Here is a 15,631-nt window from a genome sequence, read left to right as displayed (position 1 = left end):
GCGGCTTCACCGCCGCACCGCGGACACCACGCTCGGTCACCTCGGGAACGGGCCTCGATCCGGATCGTCGACCCGACTCGCCAAACACCGACAACATCGATACCTGCCAAATGCGGGAGCAGGACCCGCACAACCTCTTCAGCGCACCCGGAGAATCCTCACCCGACCTCTCCGGTGCAGGTCAGTGACACGCCAAGCGGCTTCACGAAATTTGCGCCAGATCCAATTACGTGACGGACAAACCCCTCAACCTGGGGAATTACATGCCCGCTGACACCGATCTCACCACGCACTCTGCACCCGCCCGCGCTGACCTAACCGGGGAATCGATCGAGACGGGAGGATCAGTAGGCTACGTTCGCGGCCGAATCGCATCAGCCCGCCACCTTGCATGCAAGGACGATCTCTTCAGCATCGAGTTCGTTTCCCGTCCACATCCCGCAAGATAGCAGCGATTCGCTTGGCGTCGTCGGGACGAAAGAATCCGTGCCTACACTACGATGAAGTCGCTCGCGGCGATCCGTTACTTCAGCGGGAGATACACGGTTGCAAGCGGAGTCGCATAGGACATTAGTGGTCCTGCACCGCGCATGTGTGGAACCCATCCACCGCAACATGCTCGAAGGGGCCGCCGAATGCGCGCCACCGCTCCTCGACCGCGGACATCACCTGCCCTTCGGCGTCGATGGTCGGCCAGGGCAGTCTGAGCACTGAGACGACGACCAGGCCACGCGAAAGCAGGTCAGCGTCCGACCCAGCCTCGTAGGGTGGAGGGTTCCGGCGTCGGCGCAGCGCGAGACCGTCGCCCTCGAACTCGAGGATGACGTCATCACAGCTCATCGCTCCTGGATCGGCGAACCGTAGTCCACTGAGTTCCGGAAAGGGAAGTGCAGGCACATTCACATTGACGACGACCGGTGGCAGCCCGGCGTCGACCAATCCGCGAATGACACACATGGCCACCTGAGAGGCTGTGCTCAGACCGAGTACCGAGTGCGCTTCGGTGCTGAATGCCGCGGCACAGACATCGAGGGATGCGGCGGTGAGCGCAGCGCCCACCGTCCCCGAATGCAGGACGAGCCGGCCGGTGTTGAATCCGGGATTGATACCGGACACAACCAGATTCGGCTTCCATCCGAATGCCCCGCTGCAGGCGGCTCGGACCCCGAGTGCAGGTGGAGCGTCCACGGAATAGGCTTCGATTCCAGCGAAACGTTCGTCACCAGGCACCGACACCGTCACTCGGTTCATGTCCCGGATTACGCCGAGGCTGGACGCGCTGCCGCTGGACTCTGCGCTGGGGGCGACGGCCACGACATCGTGGCCGTCGCCCCCTGCCGCGGAAGCGAGGGCCGCCAGTCCGGCTGCCTTAATGCCGTCGTCATTTGTGACGAGGATTCTCATCCGGCGTCCGAGGAGGCACGGTCGAGGAGATCCGCCAACTGGGGAACCGATCCGGGATCAGGTTCGAGACCGAACGGTAGATACCAGGCACTTTCCATCTCAACCAGAGGTTCGATTCCCCCGATCACTCGTGTGCTGATCCGTTCGCGCACCTCTTCAGGCGCCTGCCGGGCGGTTCTGACGACACCGCGCACAACCGCCCAGAGTTTCTGCGAGGTCGCACGCAGATCCTGAGTATGTGCGTCCGCGTCGGCGTGTACGGATCGTGCCTCGGTTACGGCGTGGGTGAGACGGTCGCCGACGTCCGGGGAGAGCAGCGCGGCATCGTCGAGAAGGGCCTGTGCGATGTCCATCTGGCGGCCCAGTTCGTAACGCTGCCGGGCGTGGATGTCGTACACGCGGGTCCGCAGGAATTCGAGGAAATCGATCGTCAGGCGAAGCTGCTCGACGGCCTGCGGATCGTGCGGGTCGACCGCCGGCGCGACGGTGTCACGCAGCGACTTGATCGCAGCGCGGAGGGTGTTCTCGCTGTGGTCCATCATGCGTTCTTCCCCTTCAGGAGTGTGATGAGCTGGCGAGAGATCACTGGGACCAATCCCTCCACTCGTGTAAGCAGGATGTCCTGGTGTGACTTGCCCAGCCGGGCGATGCGGTACGAGGACGCCATCGTCGACACGATGATTGTGAAGCAGTTCAGGATTTGGTAGAACCGCAGCCGCTCCGGATCGACAGTGAGACCGGACACCTCGGTGTATCGATCGAAGAACTCATCCAAGGGGATGAGGCCACACACGAAGTAGCGCCCGTCGGCGTCGTAGTGGCCCATCGTGGGGAGCGTGATCCATGCGAGGTCACGGTGCCGATCACCGATGAGGCCACGCTCCCAGTCCAGCCATCCCAGGATCCGACCGGACTCCTCGTTGAAAAGGAAGTTTCCGCTGCGGAAGTCGCCATGGACGACACCAGCGACATCCAATTCGGGGAGATGGTTCAGCAACCAGTTCGCCGTGACCTCCATGAGTGGGGAGTCCTCACCCCTGTCCTCTTCCCAACAGCGCAGCGCGTGGTGGACCATCCATTCCGCCGACTCGGTGGACCCGGTGCGGGGCACCTGGAGGTGAGAAAACGACCGGCCCGAGACCTTGGTGTTGTGGATCTTGGACAGGTGGTCGAGGTACTGGGGTGCAAGCACACTCCGGTGGTCCGGGCCGAAATCCGTACCGAGACCACTGATCCGCCCGGTCCCGGTGGCGCGAGGTTTGGTGACGCCCTCCACGAACTCGTAGATCAGCGCGGGTTCTGGGAACCATTCCCCCTCGGCATCGAGGAAATGCGGCCGTGGCACCGGGATCGCCCCGTCCATGAGGGTCAACAGTTCATGCTCACGTGCACGGCTCGTCGCGTTGGATCCTTCGCTGGGGTCCATCCGAAGCACAAGATGCTCCGACCGCGGGATACCCGCAGGATCGTCACGATCGAGCGTGAAACCGATCTGGATCTTGGACACTCCCCCGGTGAACCAGTGCAGATCCCGTACCTCGAAGTTGGACGAACCGAGTTCGTGGCCGAGGAACTCGTCGAGCATCTTGGACATCTCGGCGAGATCCGGGCGGCGGTACGGCGGACGATTGCGCCGGTTCATCTTCCGCGTAAGTATCGTGTCGACCTCGCGCTCGGTCGGGTACTCCCGGCGTATCGCGTCGATGAATTCCGGCGAGGGGTCGTCACGGATGTCGAAGCCGGTATCCCAGGTGAAGTCGTGACCGTTCATGCGATCTGCTCCCGTGTGCGTCCGTGCCGAGACATTCGCGACGCCAGGTAGTCCAACCCGTAGATGTCGGCCATCTCCCCGTATCCCACCTTGTCACCCCAGTGGTAGCGGAAGACCCCTTGATAGCTGACGTGCGAGGGGTTGAAGTTGTACCAGGGGTGGCTCGAAATCGCCGTTCCGAAGAACTCGTATTCCTTCCCTCGGGCATCGGTGATCCGGATGTGATTGTTGATTGCCAGGAGTTGTGTGTGTTCGGCCCGGATCGATGCGTCCACTACTGGATGGACCTCACCGTTCTCTACGACGAAACCGAATCGGAGCTTCTCGTATCGGACCTGACCGTCCCGGAGGTCGATCAGGACGGCGAGGTGGACGGCCAGTTCGGGTCCGAAGTTCACCGATACCCACGCTACCGAGCGAGTGCCGGTCTCGGTGCGGGGACCCCAACTGTGGTCCATCCCGTCATAGCAATCAACCTTGTATCGCTTGCCGCGCAGCTCCAGGTTTCCGGTGATGTGCCCCTTCACTTCGAAATGGCCGTTCTCCCATTCGTCACCATGTCGGCTGTCCCCCGTACTCCGATCGGCCACGAGGAGCGGATTCTGCTCGGGATCGCCGGGATCGAACGGTTCGTGCGATGCCCGGAACGAAAGATCGAGCGAGCATGCGCCTAAGGCGTTCTCGTAGCTGACGTCATATTCCTTGGGTGTCGGCGCGTTCACGCTGAGCCCATTTCCCAGCGTGAACTTGGAGAACGATTCGGGACAGGGCAGATGCACCTGCGGATCCGTGAAGTCGATGTCGTAAGGCTGTGCGCAGAATCCCTGCCCGATGAGAATCGATGACGTCGCTATTCCGACATTTGGTCGGGCGAGCACGTAGACATTGCCGAAGATGCCTTCGTCCGGAATGACGAACGGCAAGAACATCGTCTCGGTCCAGGTCCGATCGTCCGGATCACGAGGGTGGAACTCGGAGTCTGCATCTGTAATCATCGGGTATCTCCTTGAGTGGGGTGGTGTTGTGTGAATTGGGTTGGAATTACAGCGTTTCGGGAACGCCTAGAGCCTGACCTGTTCCGAGATATGCTGCTGTAAGTAGGGATTCGTCCAGATCGGAACTGGGTCCAACGAAACCGATCTGGCCTAGCGACAAGACTGCTGCACGGTCGGCGACGTCGAGCGCGATCCGGCTCTGTTCTGCGAGCAGAATCGCTGCCCCGCCGAGCGCATCCCGATGTACTCCGAGGAATTCGTAGATCACCTCGACCATGACCGGGGCCAGGCCCATACTCGGCTCATCGAGCAGGAGAACAACGGGTCGGGCCATCAGCGCGCGTCCGATCGCAACCATCTGTTGCTCGCCACCGCTGAGCAGACCGGACGGAGTGTCACGCAGGCGAGCGAGCGGGGCGAAGAGGTCGTAGACACGGTCTATCGATGCTTCCATCTCCCGACGAGGACAGCGCCGCGAAGCACGTGCGGCGAGTTGCAAGTTCTCCCGCACGGTCAGCGGGGCCACGACCTGGCGTCCCTCCGGGACATGGATGATTCCGGCCCGAGTGAGACGGTGCGGCGGAGTGGATGAAATGTCGCGTCCGCCGAAGTGGATCTTGCCATTGCTCTTACGGGTCTGATTGGTGATTCCGCGCAGCAACGTCGACTTGCCGGCCCCGTTCGGACCGATCAGGGCCAGGGTCTCCCCCGCGTACAGTGTCAGCGTCACGCCCGTGACGGCGGATACGTGGCCGTAGGAGATGCCGACATCCTCAAGCGAGAGAATCGGATCCGATGTAAGCACGGATAACCTCCTTGGAGTCGAGTACGGCGTCGGGATCGCCCTCGGCGATCTTCCTGCCGAAGTCCAGTACGACGAGCCGATCACAGAACGAGCGCATCATCGCTACGTCGTGTTCCACCACGATCACGGCGACGCCACGTGAGCGAATGTCCGAGATGGTGTCGAAAACATCCTGCCGCTCAGCGGGATTCATCCCCGCGGTCGGTTCGTCAAGTAGCAGTACGCGAGGCTCCCCGGCGAGGGCGCGGGCGATCTCCACGCGTCGTCGCACCCCGTACGGCAAGCTGCCCACCGGGATGTCGGCGGCCCAGTCGAGGCGATGTTCTGTCAGGAGAGTCCGCACGCGAGTGTTCACATCGAGGCCCGGACGCCGCGCGATGCCAAGCCGGACGTTGGTCGAGACGGTGTCCTCGTCCATCAGTCGGATATTCTGGAAGGTGCGGGCGAGCCCGGACTGGGCGATGACATGCGATCGACCCCAGAGATGGGAGAGGTCCCGTTCGAGCAGCGTCCCGTTTCCGCAGTCCGGACGATAAACACCGGACAACACGTTCAGCAGTGTCGTCTTACCGGACCCGTTCGGGCCGATGATGCCCAGTATCTCGCCGGATCGCGCCTCGACGCTCACGCTATCTAGTGCGCGCAGACCCCCGAACGACATGACCAGATCCCGCACCTCGAGGACGGCGGTGCCGCCAGCGCCGTCGGTGCAATCCCCGCGCCGCGGCGAGGTCACCCGGTCCGCCGTCGCATCGTTATCACTATCGGTGTCCGGTGCGACGGGCCTGCGGTCCGGTCGCAAGGAACGGAGGCTCCCAAGGATTCCGCCGGGCGCGAAGGCGACGATCAGCACGATCAGCACGCCGTTGACCAGAACCTCATACGACGCAAGCCCGGTCAAGGCGACAGGCAAGCCGATGATGATCAAGGCACCCACGAGCGAGCCGGTGACGAATACCGTTCCGCCGATGACCACGATGGCGAGCAGCTGCGTCAGAAGTTCGAAGCTGAACTGCCCCGGTTCCACGAATCCCGACATATGCACGTGGAGGGAACCAGCTCCCCCCGCCAAGATGCCCGAGAGCCCGAACAACATCGTCCGGTAGCGAACGACGTCGATTCCCTGATGACTCGCCATGAGTGAGTCCTCCCGCATCGCACCTATTGCGAGCCCGAATCGCGAACGCTTCAGCGCAATCAGACAGCCAACGGCGACAATGACAACGATGCAGATCACGAGATCGTTCGTCGACCGCGGAATGCCTACCTTGCCCTGAGCGCCCCCCGTCAGCGGCAGGTTCAGTACCGCCACCCGCACGACTTCCGCAAACGCAATGCTTGCGATGGCCAGATAGATTCCGTTGAGGCGATGCAGCAGCCCGGCCAGCAGCAGGGCGGCAACCCCGGATGCGAGTGCTCCACCCATAAGGGAGATCACGAACGGAGTACCGACATCGACGGACAGTACAGCCGAGACGTACGCACCGACAGCCATCAGTCCGACCTGGGGCAGCGCGAATATTCCGGCTCCGAGCACGACGTAGACCGACAGGGCCACGAGCGAGAGAACGATTCCATCCCGGATGGCAAAGTCGTACGCACCGAAAATCGAGAGAAACTCTGTCATAGCCATGTCACACCCTTGTCAGCTCTGCGCGGGTACGGAAGAGACCTTCAGGTTTGAAGGCGAGAAAGAGCAGCAGCAGAACGAAAACGGCGAGATCACGATAGGAACTCGATAGGTATCCGGTCGCATAGGTGGAGACGATTCCAATGACCAGACCGCCGACGAGCATGCCACCAACGCTGCCGAAGCCGCCGACCACCATGGCTGCGAGCGCGATTACCAGATACGTCGAACCGAGCTCGGCATCGATGACGTTGAATGCCATGGCAACGAATGAGGCCGCGACCCCAGCCATGGCGCCCGACGCGAAGAAGACGCCGGCGCTGACCCGCTCCACATTGACGCCGAGAATCGCAGCGGTGTCCCGGTTGAACGCCACGGTGCGGATCTCCCGACCGAGTTCAGTGCGGGCGAGCAGCCAACTCGTCACGGCGACGATGACGAGCGCCAAGCACACCATGGTCAGGTGCAGAGTGGTGATCCGGACCGGACCGATCGACAGTGGTGTACTGGCGAACGCATCGTCGGTCATTCGCACAACCGAACCGCCGAGGTAGTGGTGAGCCAACTCCGCCAGCACGATGAGACCACCCATCGAGGAGATGAACGCCGCCATCTCACTGTCCCGACGATGCAGGACATGTCGGATCAGCAGGAAGTAGGCCAGGACGTTGAGCAACCCCGCCAGCACCGCGACGAGCGGCAACGCGGCCAGGAGGGACCAGCCGAGTCGCGCTGTGAGCTCCCACGCGAAGATCGCTCCCCATGTGAATACCGCAGCGTGTGCGACGTGGAAGATGCGGAGATTGGCCATCACCAGACCGAAACCCGACGCGTACAGCGCATATACGCTGCCGAGGACGATCCCGTTGACCGTTTGCTGAAGCAGGAAGTCCACAGCTCATCCCTCTGATTCGGCGAGGACCATGGTTCCGCCCTCGGCGAACGTAGCCATGACCCCGGGTGAAGTGGCGTGGCCGTCCGCGGTCAACTCCAGGCCAAGAATTCCATGTTCGCGGACCAGGTCCGAGGTGGAAGCAGCGGGCAGTGCATCACGAAGAGCGTTGCCGTCGATCGTTCCGCTCGTCCCCGCATGGATCATCGCAGCGACGATGATCCAACCGACCTGGTATCCCAGGGCACCGTATGCCGTCGGGACCTCACCGTATTTCTCGGTGTAGCTCCGTTCGAAGGGTGTGGGGTTGGTTCCGCCGGGGGCCCACACCTGCGGAAACTCAAATCCTCGTGCTGAATCCCTCGCCACCGTGTATGTCTCGCCGCTGATCGCAACAGTACCGACCAGCTTTGTGTGCTCGAATTCACCGGAGTTCTTCATCTGAAGGATGAGATTTCCTGCCTGGGCCGGGAGCACGGCGAGCACCACGGCATCGAGCTGGTCCCGGCTGAGATTGGCCAGCACCGCAGAGAAATCGGTATCCTGCGACGAAACCTCCTGTCGCGACGCGAACCCGTTCGGTAGACCCTGCTCGGTGGCCTGCGCCAGAGTTGCGAATGAGGGATTGTCGCTTGCCACGACCACACCGATGCGTTTGGCCCCCTCGTCGGCCAGACGTGATCCGGCCGCGACCGTAGGCGTTGTTAGGTCGGTGAATCGGAACGAGAACCCGCCAGAGTTCTCCAAGGCACTTCCTGCCCCGCTGAGTAGGGCGACCTGATCTTCATTCGCCAGTGGCGCTACCGCTTGGCCCAGCGGGCTCTGCGAGTCCTGGACGACGAGGGGCACACGCTGTTGGCGAAGCTTGTTGTACCCGGTTACCGCCGCCGGGACGGCCGACTCGGCGTCTTCGGTAAGGACCTCAACGGACAGATTCGATTCATCCAGTATCGGTTTGGCCTCCTGCAGAGCAAGTTCGAATCCTCGCTCGAACGGCTTGCCGAACGACGGTGCAGCGTCACCCGTGAGATTGGCGAGGAGACCAACCCGGATCGCACCAGAATTGTCACCCGCCGGCCCGCCACATCCGGTGAGCGCGAGAAGCGTTACAGCCACCGCAGCCGCAGCCGCTCGTCGGCGCTTTCTCGTCCAATTGACGGATCGCATTGGGACTCCTTGCTACTCGTACTTCGAAGCATGTGAGTTGGAACACGCTGGGCGACAGTTAATGCCAGCGCCGATTCGAAGGTCAAGAACTTCGCCCGGTACGTGTGCCGTCGCGTTGGAGAAGTCGACAACGCGACCGCTCCGAACCGCTCGATCAGGTGCTTCGACAATCAGGCGTACCGGGCAGGAAGGAACCAAAGTTCGCTTCTCCCCGCTGCCCTGCCCTCAGCGCGGCGCCTGTTCGAAGCCCGGTACCGCATGGTGGCCCTGCAGTCGGAGAATCAACAATGCGGTCTGGGCGCTGAGCTGATCGTTCGAGTTCGCGGCGACATCGAGGCCGGTCAGGTCGTGAACCCGCCCCAGTCGGTGTCGCACAGTATTTTCGTGGACGTCGAGCCGCACGGCGGTTTCACGAACGCTCCGTCCGCTGTCGAAGAACTCCTGCAGGGTGCGAAGGAGGTCGTTGTTCGCCACGCCGCCCGCAAGCAGGTCCCCGAGGACGTCGTACAAGTACATGCGGACGGACTGTTCGTTGCTGTTCGCCACGAGCAATCGTGCAGGACCGAGTTCGTCGCAGGCGATGGCGCGGTTCGTATCCGACGGGTATCGGTCAAGGCACCGCGCGGCCTCGAATGCTTCCCGGTATGCCCGTCGGAGCTGCCCCGGTCGAGTGACCGATGAGATGCCGGCGACGGCAAATCGGTCACCCATCCGGTCGAGACCCTGGTTGACTGCCGCCTTACAGCGCGCGATCACCGTCGCATCCTCGATGCCTGCCGGAGCCTCGATTGAGAGGATGACACCCTCCGTTCCGCGGACCGTGAGAATGTCGACATGGAGATCCTCAGAGAGCAGATCGCCGAGGCGGCCAGCGTCGACGGCCGAACCCGATGACCGACCGCGTTCCAGGATGAATGCGATGACCCGGTCTGCGGACAGATCGACGCCGAGGTACTCCGCGCAAGCCCGCAGGTCTGCATCGTAAATAGTTGACCGAACCATCTGCCGCGCCAGATTCGCACGTGCGTTCCAGGCCACTCGGGCGAGCCGCCGCTGGGAGAGGAACTCGGCCCTCGAGTGAACTACCGCCCGGTCCATCGCCCATCGCACATTCTCAACGGACACTGGTCCTTCGAGAGTGGCGACTATCCAGGCGAAGAGATGATCGCTGTCCACAACGGAGGCGACTACGTACTCAGTGTCCACGGCTCGCGCGCCCGGTACCCGTACGACGCCGGCGGGCGCGCCGACAGTGATTGACCGCCCCGCCTCGTTGAGTCGCTCCAGTGTTGGGATCGCGGAAGTGGACGCGCCCGCCGGTACGGCCCGGCTGATCACCTGGCCGGTGGGCCCTAGCAGGAACACCGTTGCCTCGAGCATGTCGGACAGAATGCTGATCAGGCCGGACAGTGTTCCGGGCGCCCCCTGGTGGTCGGCGAGCGCGATTTCCAGCCTCAGTTTCCAGGACAGCGACGAGGCAGAGGTTTCCTCGCGGGAATCGGCAGCAGACTCCGGCTTGCCGTCCGAACTCAGAGCGGACGTTTCGTTCTCTGCCTGCTTCGACCTTTGTGTCACAGACCACACTGTAAATTATTGGACCATTCTTGGGAAGGTCCCCGAAGTCGCTGACGGTCCCCACGCGTCGTCTGTTCGTTAGCCCAGTCCGCGTCGCCAGCATGCAGGGTCGGTGGCCGCTCGGCGAATCTGGCGATGAGTTCCGAACGGTTGATTGCGCCGCATTTGCGCAGGATGTTCTTGACGTGTGACTTTACCGTCTCGACCGACACGAACATGGTGTTCGCGATCTCCGCGTTGGTCACGCCCTGCAGCAGCAGGTCGAGCACCTCGTTCTCGCGGCCGGTGAGATCTGGCGGCCCCGCTTCGGAATTCCCAGGGCCGGCAAAGGTATCCGCGATCGCTGCGTCGAGCTCGCGGCGAACCCGGGACGCGTGCTCAGCCAATTCTCGCTCCAGACTGTCGGTTCGCCACGCGGATGTGACGATCTCGCCCACCATCGACAGGTAGGCGTCCAGTGCACGCGTGTCGCCGAGCACAGCCGAGCAGTAGAGGAGCCCGTAGTCGACAGATCCCACCACCAGAGGTAACACGTAGTAGCGACGATTTCCCATGAGTCGCTGGAGCGCTGCGCTTGTACGTAGGCCGGGTTCCTCCGAGAGGACCAGGCGATGCTCGTTCAGTGCGAGGCGTTCTGGCGAGTTGGGCGCAACGATCACGTCCTGGTCCGGAACCTCTACACCATTGGCTGCAATGAAGTCCTGCCGAGCACCCCTCAGCCGTGAACACAGGACCGGTGCGCAATCGCATACCACGGCGATCTGCTCGCAGACGAAGTTCAGGAAGTCGTCGAAACCGGCGGATGTCGCATAGCGTGCCGTCATCGAAGACAACGATGCGTAGATCCTTCGCTCGGTCTCGTCGATCGCGTCGATCAGGGCGGCGTGCAGTTCGAGGGCTCGAACGGTCAGTGCGGCAACGGTGTTCCACTCCTCGACCGGGCCCGCAGCTCCGTCGGCGACCGCCCTTTTCGCAGTGTCGTGTATCTGGCCGGCGAGCCCCGTGAGCCGGACCAGGTCGGTGAGGGTTCGTCGCGATCCATTACATCGACGCACGGCAACAACGGCACGCCATCCCTCCTCCTGCAGTTGCGTCAGGCGGAGCAGAGTGCGGTGCTCGTCCTCCCGAATCATCATGAGCGCCTGCGACGCACACCGTCGGTGCGGTACGCGGCCGCGGCCGCGGCACGGCTGCGCACCCCCATCTTTCGGAAGATGTGCGAGATGTGGGTCTTGACGGTGGCCTCGGAGACACCGAGTTCCCGGGCGATCTGCGCGTTCGTGTACCCGTTCGCCAGATATCCGAGCACTCTGTGCTGGCGGGGTGTCATCGCGCTGACGCCTCGGCGGCCGGTGATCGCGGCGTCTCCGGCCGCCGGTTCGGATTGGGTGCCGCCGTCACTTCTCCCCAGGGAGACACTCACGATGTTCTCGACGCGGTCCAGGAACGAAGTGAGTCGGCGCCCCTGACTCACGCCTTCGACGGCGACCCCGAGTGTCCCCGTAAGAACGGTGATCTTGTCACGATCTGTGGGCGTCGCCGGGTCTTCGAACTGGTCAGCGTGCACCATTCCGACGACCCGCGTCCGCGAGACGACCGGAGCCACGACATAACCCTGCGAGTTCGATACCGACATCAGCGGCTTGAAGGTGTGCTTGTGTGTCTGAGGCGAGCTGACGAGACACGGACGGCGTTGTCTGAGTGCGTTCGCCTCCAAGGGGGCATCGGCAAGGTCGATGGTCACCTGGTCGAGATAGCTGCGGAGACCGGACTCGGTTCCTGACAGCCCTTCGTCGATGTACAAACTCTCGGGCTTCCACGTCCGGTGGTCGATGGTCGATATCAACGCACGGCGGAATCCGAGTGATGCGCACATCGGCGCGAAGGTGTTCGCGAGCAGGTGCTCTACGGTGTCGCTGTCGTACGACGCCCGTGTCCGCTCGCGCAGCTCGTCGAGTGTCTCCACGAATCGAGTGAGTCGGCGCTCGGCGGAACGTGATTCCAGCAGTGCGAGCTGCTTCAGCAGACGGGACGCGTCGGGCAGCTGCTCGGGCTCGATGAGACCGCGCTCGATCGCGCCGGCAAGATCGGCGCCCAGCAGCTCGAGCGAAGCGTCCTCGCCGACGGTTGGCCCGGTCTTCATCTGCGTCATCTCGACAACACCTACGCATTTCTGCACTGGACGGGGCGCCCGGGCCCACGTTCGGGAGCGTGCGGACTGATGCGAAGCCTACCGATGACAGGCAGGCCAGACAAGGTCATACCTTATATCAATCAGACCAAAGCCCGCACGGGTTAGCGCCGGAATCCGTCGAAACCGGCATGGTCAGTCCGGCAACACTCCACCGAAGGGGTGAGGTAAGTGGCCGATCCGAGGGATATAGCCGCAATGCCCTGCCAATTGGTGACACGAATTCGCACGATGGGCAAACACAGAACCAACACCGGTCTCGACGCCGGCCCTCACATCGAAGGACTCACCCCCATGATCGAACCCGAAGACTGCGAATTCCACGACCGCGATCCGGACGACTGGACCTGGACCGAAACGACAGCACTGATCTTCAGCGTTCCCGAGGCCGGGATCCTCGGCAATGCCTACGTCCTCGCCCGCCCCAATCTCGGCGTGGCACTGTCGTCGGTGGCACTCGGGCAAGGCATCTGCCGTCAAGCCGGTGAGCTCGACTTCAACGACTGCCAGATCCACCTCCCGTGCCCCGAATCGTTCACCGACTACTCGCTCGCGAACGGCCTGAGCGTGAAGGTGTCCAACGCACCCCGCGACTACCACTTCCGCTACCAACACGTGCTCGGCCACTGCTCTTTCGACCTGCACTTCGAAGCACTGCACCACCCGTTCGACATGCACGACCCCATGCAGAACGCCTTGCTGTCCGCGGCCGACTCGACCGCGACACACGACACGAAGGGCGACGGTTGGGCCACCGGCCACTTCGAGGTCAAGGGCCACATCACCGGCAGCCTGGAGCTGCGCGGGAAACGGTACGACGTCGACTGCTACGAAGGCATGGACCACAGCTGGGGACCTCGGCGCGACGTCGGCACCTGGGCCGTCTCCTGGATCTCGGTCAACTTCGGTCCGGAGTTGGCCATGCACTTGGCAGTGGACATGGCGATCGAGGACGGCACTGTCCACTACCGGGACCTGAGGTTCGGCTACGTCACCGAGAACGGTGAGACCCGCAGCCTCGTCTTCGCCGAGGTGGAGGCGGTGCGCGTCGACATGATCACCGTGTCGAACCGGATCAAGGTACGCGACGTAAACGGCAAGGAATGGGAGTTCCGCGGTAGTGCCGTTGCCGGGCATCCGTGGCACTCGTTCAACCCACGGGACGTCTGCTATCAGAGTCTCCATCGCTACGAATACGGCGGTCGAGTCGGATACGGGGAAATGGGCGACATCTTCGGCTTGGACTACCTGTCCGAGCACATGTCCAGGCACGGCAGGAAGCGCTGATCATGACCATTCTGAACAATGACGTTCTGAACCACACCGACTTCGATGTGCGCGACACTCCAACCTCACAGTTCATCGAGGAGATGCGGCGACGGTACCCGGTCGACAGCGAGATCGATCGCATGCTGGTGCACAAGCTCGAGCGGCGCAGCGCACCACCCTACAGTCGCATCAGCCTCGATGACTTCGTAGGCTGTTTCGAGCAGCTCTTGCGCGACAAAGTCGATGGCCCCTACCAGATCTCGAACGCACGCTGGTTGTCCGGCGGAGCATCGAAGATGCAACTGGGAGTTGACCTCCTGTGGGACAACCCCGAACACGGTCGCGTCACCGACCGGTTGGTCGTACGGATGGACCCCGCAGAGTCGCTGAATGCGACCAGCCGTCGCCAGGAGGCGGACGTCCTGAAGGCAGTTCGTGGCGTGCTTCCCGTCCCACGAGTGTTCTGGCTCGACGACGAAGCTCGGTGGTTCCCGGAACCGGCGCTGATCTACGAGTTCGTTCCCGGTGTCACCAAGCCGCCGGCGACCGACACCGGCGCCGTGAGTGGGCTGGGCACCGCATTCGGGCCCTCGTTGCGCGATTCCCTCGGAAGCCAATTCGTCGCGCACCTTGCTGCACTGCACACCCTCGATGTAAGCGGACTCGACCTCGGCAGTTTCGACAAACCCGCACCGGGCACGACTGATGCCGCCGAGTGGAAGTTGAACCAGTATCGCCGGGTGTGGGAAGAGGACCGAGGCGAGGACTACCCCCTGTTGGAGGTTGCCGCGAACTGGCTGGAACGCAACCTGCCCACGGTCGACCACGTGGGTCTCGTCCACGGCGACTTCCGCAGCGGGAACTTCCTGTTCGACAACGAGACCGGCGAGATCACGACCTGGCTCGACTGGGAGTATTGCCATCTCGGCGACCGGCACCGCGACCTCGCGTGGGCAACCGATGCAACCTTCGGCCACGTCGATGCCCGCACCGGCGAGTACCTGGTATGCGGTTTGTTCCCCGAACGTGAGTTCCTCAACCGCTACGAGGAGGCCTCGGGATTGGCCGTCGATCCTCGACGTCTCGTGTACTACAAGATCTCCAACACCTACCAGCTGATCATTGCAACGCTCGCGACGGCGTACCGAATCACCCACCTCGGCAAAACACACCAGGACGCGATGCTCGCCTGGGTCAGAGGGATGGTGCCCGTTCTCTCTCACCAACTCGCCGCCCTCCTGAAAGAAGTGCTCTGATGGCCGATCACTCCGAAAATGCTCTTCGCGCGGTGATCAAGTCACTGCGCGACGTCGTCGGCCCCTCGGTGGCCGCCGACGACCCGCTTGCCCAAGAACAGCTGGGCTTATCCCTCCTCCACCTGGAGTTCCTCGCGACGCGCCTTCCTCAATTACATACGCGCGCAGTGTTCGAGCTGAAACATCACGTGCGCATGGCACACGCCGTCATCGACCGGCTCGGAGAATCGCGGGCGGCCGACGCGCTCAGGGCGGCCGTCGAGGACGCGGGCCGAGCGCTATCGAATCCGATCGCCCGAACCGACACGCTAGGTAAGGCCACGGACCGGGTCTCCGCCGAGATCACGGCAGTTCTGCGCGCAGACCTGGAGACATCTGCCGCCGCCGACATCGAACGCGCCATCGTCGACATCAGTGCGGAACGCATCGCATTCGAACGCGCGTGGTATCTCCCTACGGGATTCGACCCGAAACCGGAATCGGTTCTGTCACTGGACGATGCGTCGACCACCAGAGCATAGCGAGACCCGTTCGATACCTGCCGGCCCTCACGCGCCGGCCCCACACCTGGAGTATTGATGATGGAAGCACTCGCAGCAGTCGCGCGAGAACCGCACACCGAGTTCACCCTCGAACCGATCACCATCGAGGGCCCCCGGGCCGGTGAAGTACTCGT

Annotated in this window: 15 protein-coding genes; 4 read left to right on the top strand and 11 right to left on the bottom strand. The window is 62.8% G+C overall.

Annotated features, from left to right (window positions below; translation table 11 throughout):
* Window positions 1–188 (top strand): hypothetical protein (locus tag AZG88_RS53720; protein WP_231914059.1); only part of this gene is annotated, 188 nt, incomplete at its 5' end.
* Between the two features lie 382 nt (window positions 189–570).
* On the opposite strand, the gene AZG88_RS17450 is transcribed toward AZG88_RS53720, so the two are convergent.
* The 11 genes from AZG88_RS17450 to AZG88_RS17400 all read right to left on the bottom strand — a co-directional run bounded on the left by AZG88_RS17450 (window position 571) and on the right by AZG88_RS17400 (window position 12,391).
* The gene (locus AZG88_RS17450) at window positions 571–1,404 is read right to left on the bottom strand and encodes a 5'/3'-nucleotidase SurE (RefSeq protein WP_061698395.1); all 834 of its coding nucleotides are present in this window, start codon (window positions 1,402–1,404) and stop codon (window positions 571–573) included.
* Entirely contained in the window at window positions 1,401–1,946 is a 546-nt protein-coding gene (locus AZG88_RS17445; protein WP_156517518.1) for a hypothetical protein, read from the bottom strand. The genes AZG88_RS17450 and AZG88_RS17445 overlap by 4 nt, the downstream gene beginning before the upstream one ends.
* Complete coding sequence (locus AZG88_RS17440; RefSeq protein WP_061698393.1) at window positions 1,943–3,175, bottom strand: phosphotransferase family protein; 1,233 nt, start codon at window positions 3,173–3,175, stop codon at window positions 1,943–1,945. Before AZG88_RS17440 ends, AZG88_RS17445 begins: the two co-directional genes overlap by 4 nt.
* Window positions 3,172–4,170 carry a DUF7064 domain-containing protein gene (locus AZG88_RS17435; protein WP_061698392.1) on the bottom strand — a complete coding sequence of 333 codons (999 nt, stop codon included), beginning with the start codon at window positions 4,168–4,170 and terminating at the stop codon, window positions 3,172–3,174. The genes AZG88_RS17440 and AZG88_RS17435 overlap by 4 nt, the downstream gene beginning before the upstream one ends.
* Before the next feature lie 46 nt (window positions 4,171–4,216).
* Entirely contained in the window at window positions 4,217–4,975 is a 759-nt protein-coding gene (locus AZG88_RS17430) for an ABC transporter ATP-binding protein (protein WP_061698391.1), read from the bottom strand.
* The gene (locus AZG88_RS17425; RefSeq protein WP_082833350.1) at window positions 4,944–6,608 is read right to left on the bottom strand and encodes a branched-chain amino acid ABC transporter ATP-binding protein/permease; all 1,665 of its coding nucleotides are present in this window, start codon (window positions 6,606–6,608) and stop codon (window positions 4,944–4,946) included. Before AZG88_RS17425 ends, AZG88_RS17430 begins: the two co-directional genes overlap by 32 nt.
* A 1-nt stretch (window position 6,609) precedes the next feature.
* Entirely contained in the window at window positions 6,610–7,500 is an 891-nt protein-coding gene (locus AZG88_RS17420) for a branched-chain amino acid ABC transporter permease (protein WP_061698389.1), read from the bottom strand.
* Between the two features lie 3 nt (window positions 7,501–7,503).
* Window positions 7,504–8,664 carry an ABC transporter substrate-binding protein gene (locus AZG88_RS17415; protein WP_082833349.1) on the bottom strand — a complete coding sequence of 387 codons (1,161 nt, stop codon included), beginning with the start codon at window positions 8,662–8,664 and terminating at the stop codon, window positions 7,504–7,506.
* A gap of 225 nt (window positions 8,665–8,889) precedes the next feature.
* A complete protein-coding gene (locus AZG88_RS17410) occupies window positions 8,890–10,239 on the bottom strand; it encodes a PucR family transcriptional regulator (protein WP_061698387.1) in 1,350 nt (449 codons plus the stop codon).
* Window positions 10,236–11,063 (bottom strand): helix-turn-helix transcriptional regulator, encoded by an 828-nt coding sequence (locus AZG88_RS17405; protein WP_231914058.1) that lies wholly within the window; start codon window positions 11,061–11,063, stop codon window positions 10,236–10,238. The genes AZG88_RS17410 and AZG88_RS17405 overlap by 4 nt, the downstream gene beginning before the upstream one ends.
* 308 nt (window positions 11,064–11,371) lie before the next feature.
* A complete protein-coding gene (locus AZG88_RS17400) occupies window positions 11,372–12,391 on the bottom strand; it encodes a LuxR C-terminal-related transcriptional regulator (RefSeq protein WP_061698385.1) in 1,020 nt (339 codons plus the stop codon).
* Between the two features lie 333 nt (window positions 12,392–12,724).
* On the opposite strand from AZG88_RS17400, the gene AZG88_RS17395 reads away from it, so the two are divergent.
* The 3 genes from AZG88_RS17395 to AZG88_RS17385 are packed head-to-tail and all read left to right on the top strand — an operon-like array spanning window position 12,725 to window position 15,476.
* The gene (locus AZG88_RS17395; RefSeq protein WP_061698398.1) at window positions 12,725–13,717 is read left to right on the top strand and encodes a DUF7064 domain-containing protein; all 993 of its coding nucleotides are present in this window, start codon (window positions 12,725–12,727) and stop codon (window positions 13,715–13,717) included.
* A gap of 2 nt (window positions 13,718–13,719) precedes the next feature.
* On the top strand, window positions 13,720–14,955 hold the full coding sequence (locus AZG88_RS17390) for a phosphotransferase family protein (RefSeq protein WP_061698384.1): 1,236 nt from the start codon (window positions 13,720–13,722) through the stop codon (window positions 14,953–14,955).
* Window positions 14,955–15,476 carry a hypothetical protein gene (locus tag AZG88_RS17385; protein ID WP_061698383.1) on the top strand — a complete coding sequence of 174 codons (522 nt, stop codon included), beginning with the start codon at window positions 14,955–14,957 and terminating at the stop codon, window positions 15,474–15,476. Before AZG88_RS17390 ends, AZG88_RS17385 begins: the two co-directional genes overlap by 1 nt.
* The last annotated feature ends 155 nt before the right edge of the window (window positions 15,477–15,631 follow it).

It is taken from the genome of Rhodococcus sp. LB1 (genome assembly GCF_001583455.1).
Lineage (GTDB): Bacteria > Actinomycetota > Actinomycetes > Mycobacteriales > Mycobacteriaceae > Rhodococcus_F > Rhodococcus_F opacus.
This window is presented reverse-complemented; position numbering and strand designations above follow the sequence as displayed.

Excerpts from the sequence above, each read along its gene's own strand:
- AZG88_RS17440 (WP_061698393.1), bottom strand. The coding sequence starts at position 3,175 with ATGAACGGTCACGACTTCACCTGGGATACCGGCTTCGACATCCGTGAC.
- AZG88_RS17395 (WP_061698398.1), top strand. The coding sequence starts at position 12,725 with ATGATCGAACCCGAAGACTGCGAATTCCACGACCGCGATCCGGACGAC.
- AZG88_RS17390 (WP_061698384.1), top strand. The coding sequence starts at position 13,720 with ATGACCATTCTGAACAATGACGTTCTGAACCACACCGACTTCGATGTG.
- AZG88_RS17405 (WP_231914058.1), bottom strand. The coding sequence starts at position 11,063 with ATGACGGCACGCTATGCGACATCCGCCGGTTTCGACGACTTCCTGAAC.
- AZG88_RS17415 (WP_082833349.1), bottom strand. The coding sequence starts at position 8,664 with ATGCGATCCGTCAATTGGACGAGAAAGCGCCGACGAGCGGCTGCGGCT.
- AZG88_RS17450 (WP_061698395.1), bottom strand. The coding sequence starts at position 1,404 with ATGAGAATCCTCGTCACAAATGACGACGGCATTAAGGCAGCCGGACTG.
- AZG88_RS17435 (WP_061698392.1), bottom strand. The coding sequence starts at position 4,170 with ATGATTACAGATGCAGACTCCGAGTTCCACCCTCGTGATCCGGACGAT.
- AZG88_RS17425 (WP_082833350.1), bottom strand. The coding sequence starts at position 6,608 with ATGGCTATGACAGAGTTTCTCTCGATTTTCGGTGCGTACGACTTTGCC.
- AZG88_RS17385 (WP_061698383.1), top strand. The coding sequence starts at position 14,955 with ATGGCCGATCACTCCGAAAATGCTCTTCGCGCGGTGATCAAGTCACTG.
- AZG88_RS17400 (WP_061698385.1), bottom strand. The coding sequence starts at position 12,391 with ATGACGCAGATGAAGACCGGGCCAACCGTCGGCGAGGACGCTTCGCTC.
- AZG88_RS17445 (WP_156517518.1), bottom strand. The coding sequence starts at position 1,946 with ATGATGGACCACAGCGAGAACACCCTCCGCGCTGCGATCAAGTCGCTG.